The organism is Luteibacter sp. P4_D7_3, from assembly GCF_056401735.1.
Window position 1 is genome coordinate 1 of sequence record NZ_JBFUIT010000347.1, and the last position, 4,003, is coordinate 4,003.

General features: G+C 63.4%; 4 protein-coding genes. 3 read left to right on the forward strand and 1 reads right to left on the reverse strand.

The annotated features are described in order from the left end of the window. On the forward strand, positions 1 to 303 hold a 303-nt coding region (locus AC1DSN_RS19530; protein ID WP_477332341.1), incomplete at its 5' end, for an HAD-IA family hydrolase. Continuing rightward, entirely contained in the window at positions 300 to 1,067 is a 768-nt protein-coding gene (locus AC1DSN_RS19535) for a DeoR/GlpR family DNA-binding transcription regulator (RefSeq protein ID WP_213950149.1), read from the forward strand. The genes AC1DSN_RS19530 and AC1DSN_RS19535, both read left to right, overlap by 4 nt. Before the next feature lie 143 nt (positions 1,068 to 1,210). On the opposite strand, the gene ppsA is transcribed toward AC1DSN_RS19535, so the two are convergent. Then, the gene (gene ppsA, locus AC1DSN_RS19540) at positions 1,211 to 3,583 is read right to left on the reverse strand and encodes a phosphoenolpyruvate synthase (protein ID WP_477332343.1); all 2,373 of its coding nucleotides are present in this window, start codon (positions 3,581 to 3,583) and stop codon (positions 1,211 to 1,213) included. Between the two features lie 187 nt (positions 3,584 to 3,770). Between ppsA and AC1DSN_RS19545 the strand changes: the two genes are divergently transcribed. Then, a partial coding sequence (locus AC1DSN_RS19545; RefSeq protein WP_477332345.1) for a kinase/pyrophosphorylase occupies positions 3,771 to 4,003 on the forward strand: 233 nt, incomplete at its 3' end.

Here is a 4,003-nt window from a genome sequence, read left to right on the forward strand (position 1 = left end):
CCCTTGTACGGCCTGACCAACTGGTCGCACGAGACCTTTCCCATCGCACGTCAGCGATATGCATTCTTCGACTGCTTCGACGGCATCGTGGTGTCGGGCGAGGAGGGCATGATCAAGCCCGATCCGAAGCTCTACGAAACCCTGCTCGAGCGATACGACATCGACCCCACCTGCGCCGTCTTCATCGACGACAACAAGATCAACGTGGAAGCCGCGGAGGCCCTTGGTATCCACGGCATCCATTTCCATACCCCGGCCCAGTTGCGCGCCGAACTGATCGAGCTCGGGTTCCTGCCGAAATGAACGCGCCGGACACCACGCTGCCGCGCGAGCGGCAGCAACTGATCCTCGAACGCCTGCAGCGCGACGGAAAAGTCATCGCCGCGGATCTCGCCCAGGAATTCCGCGTATCGGAAGATTCGATCCGCCGTGATCTGCGCGACCTTGCTGCCCAGGGATTGTGCCGTCGCGTTTACGGCGGCGCATTGCTTGCCGTGAATATCCCGCCCCTGGGTGAGCGACATGCCGAACGTACCGAGCTGAAACGAGCGCTCGCCCGCACGGCGCTAAGTCTGGTCGGCACCGGCCAGATCCTCTTCATCGACGCCGGCTCCACCAACACGGTGCTGGCGAAGATGCTCCCCGATCACCATGACCTTACCGTGGTGACGAATGCACCCGATGTCGCCTTGGCGGTGCTGGGGCGGCCGGGATTCGACGTGATCATGCTCGGTGGCAAGCTCGATCCCGCGATCGGTGGCGCGATTGGCTCGCGCACCGTGCGGCAGGCTCAGGATATTCGCGCGGACCTGTGTTTCCCGGGCGTTTGCGCGATCGATCCGCAGCGTGGGCTATGGACCTACGACGAGGAAGAGACGGTCTTCAAACAGGCCATTATCGAGGCCAGCGGCGAGACGGTAGCTATCGCGACGCCCGACAAGCTGGTGGCGTCGGCGACGCATCACACGGCGCCGATCACCGGCATCTCGCATCTGGTGGTCGCGTCGGATACGGATGCGGCGGTGGTGGCGCGTTATCGCGCGGCGGGCGTGACCGTGCACATGTAAGGCGTGCTTTGTGCTTTGTGCAGTGTGCAGTGTGTGGGAGCCGCTTCAGCGGCGAATGGGATTTGTGGTAACCCCCCATCGCCGCTGAAGCGGCTCCCACATGTCTTCATTCGCCGCTGAAGCGGCTCCCACACAATGCGAGCTTAGCCGGCCTTTTTCTTCGCAAGGCGCAGCCAGGTATCGACGACGGTATCCGGGTTCAGCGATACCGATTCGATGCCCTGGTCCATCAGCCACTCGGCAAGATCCGGGTGGTCGGACGGGCCCTGGCCGCAGATGCCGATGTACTTGCCCTTGGCGCGGGCCGTGCTGATCGCCATCGACAGCAGCTTCTTCACCGCCGGATCGCGCTCGTCGAAGAGGTTGGCGACGATACTCGAATCACGATCCAGGCCGAGGGTGAGCTGGGTGAGGTCGTTCGAGCCGATCGAGAAGCCGTCAAAAATGTCGAGGAACTCGTCGGCCATCAAGGCGTTGGAGGGGACCTCGCACATCATGATGACCTTCAGGTCGTTCTCGCCCTGCACAAGGCCGTTCTTGCGCAGCACCTCGATCACCTTGCGACCTTCGTCCAGCGTGCGCACGAAGGGAATCATGATCCACACATTGGTCATGCCCATCGTTTCACGCACGTACTTGGCGGCCTTGCACTCGAGCGCGAACGAATCGGCGAAGCCCGGATCGACATAACGGCTGGCGCCGCGGTAGCCAATCATCGGGTTCTCTTCGTGCGGCTCATAACGCGAACCACCGAGCAGGCCGGCGTACTCGTTCGACTTGAAATCGGACAGGCGCACGATCACCGGCTTCGGATAGACCGAGGCGGCAATGGTCGAAATGCCCTCGGCGAGACGGTCGACATAGAACGACACCGGGTCCTTGTAGCCGTAGATCCGCGCATCGATGCGGGCCTTGGTTTCCGGATCCTGCTTGGCGTACTCGAGCAGTGCCTTCGGATGCACGCCGATGTGGCTGGCGATGATCATTTCCAGGCGCGCCAGGCCGATGCCGGCGTTCGGCAGCATGCCGAAGTCGAATGCGCGCTCGGGGTTGGCTACATTCATCATGATCTTGAGCGGCGCCTCGGGCATCGCGCCTAGGTCGGCGGTGATGCGGTCGAACTTGAGCAGGCCCTCGTAGATCGTGCCCGTATCGCCTTCGGCGCAGGACACGGTGACTTCGGCGCCGTCCGGAATGGTCTCCAGCGCGTTACCGCAGCCGACGACCGCCGGTACGCCGAGCTCGCGGGCAATGATCGCCGCGTGGCAGGTACGGCCGCCGCGGTTGGTGACGATCGCCGCGGCGCGCTTCATTACCGGCTCCCAGTCGGGGTCGGTCATGTCGGCCACGAGTACGTCGCCCGGCTGCACCTTGCTCATATCGGCCAGGGAGCGGATCACGCGCGCCTTGCCCGAGCCGATCTTCTGGCCGATGGCGCGACCTTCGGTGAGTACCTTGCCCTTTTCGTTGAGCTGAAAGCGCTCGAGCGTGGTCGTAGTGGCACGCGATTTCAYGGTCTCCGGGCGCGCCTGGACGACGTAGAGCTTGCCCGTGTTGCCGTCCTTCGCCCACTCGATGTCCATCGGGCGGCCGTAATGCTTCTCGATGATCAGCGCCTGGCGCGAGAGTTCCTCGACATCGGCGTCCTCGATGCAGAAGCGGTGACGCAGGTCGACCGGGGTCTCCTCGATGCGCACGCGCTCGCCGGGCTGGTCGGAATACACCATGCGCTGCTGCTTGGCGCCGAGGCTGCGACGAAGCACGGCCGGCTTGCCTTCGCGCAGGGTGGGCTTGAATACGTAGAACTCGTCCGGGTTCACGGCGCCCTGGACCACCATCTCGCCCAGGCCGTACGAACCGGTGACGAAGACGACGTCGCGAAAGCCGGATTCGGTGTCGAGGGTGAACAGCACGCCGGAGGCGCCGACATCCGAGCGGATCATCAGCTGCACGCCGGCGGAGAGGAAGACATCCTCGTGCTTGAAGCCCTGGTGCACGCGATAAGCGATGGCACGGTCGTTATAGAGCGAGGCGAAGACTTCCTTCACCTTGTGCAGCACGTCGTCGATGCCGACCACGTTGAGGAAGGTTTCCTGCTGACCGGCGAACGAGGCGTCGGGCAGGTCTTCCGCCGTGGCGGACGAGCGCACGGCCACGGCGATATCGTCGGCGCCGGCATCCTTGCAGAGCTTGATGTAGGCGTCGCGGATGGCCTGTTCGAGGTCGGCGGGCAGGGCGGTATCGACGATCCAGCCGCGGATCTCCTTGCCRCCACGGACCAGTTCATCCACATCGTCCACGTCCAGCGTGGCCAGGCGTTCCTGGATGCGCTTGGCGAGGCCGCTCTTTTCGAGATAGGTCTGGAAGGCGTCGGCCGTGGTGGCAAAGCCACCCGGAACGGACACGCCCAGTTTCGCCAGGTTGCCGATCATCTCGCCAAGGGAGGCGTTCTTGCCGCCTACCTTGCCCAGATCGGTCATGCGCAGCGCGTCGAGCCAAAGTACCAGGTCGCTCAAAGGAAAGTCCTCACATCGGTTCGTCGGTATTGCGGCGGGCCGCGCTAGAAATCCGCGCATTGTGGTAGCCCTGTCACCGTGGAAACAAGGCGCGATGCACAAACGTTCAGGGATCATGAGGGGTCGCTTGTTATGGCGGCGTCTTGCGCTAAGGTTTGCCCATGGACCAACCGCTGGGAAAACCCCGATGCGCCGTACCGTCTTCTTCATTTCCGATTCCACCGGCATCACCGCCGAAACCATCGGGAACAGCATGCTGGCCCAGTTCGAGGGGGTCCAGTTCGATACCCACCGCCTGCCGTTCATCGACAACCCGCAGAAAGCCGAGGCCGCCTCCCTGCGCATCAAGACCAAGTACGCCCAGGACGGGCAGCGGCCGATCGTCGTCAACACCATGACTTCCCGTGCCCTGTGCGACAT

Coding starts and splice junctions, on each gene's coding strand:
- AC1DSN_RS19535 (WP_213950149.1), top strand. CDS start 300: ATGAACGCGCCGGACACCACGCTGCCGCGCGAGCGGCAGCAACTGATC.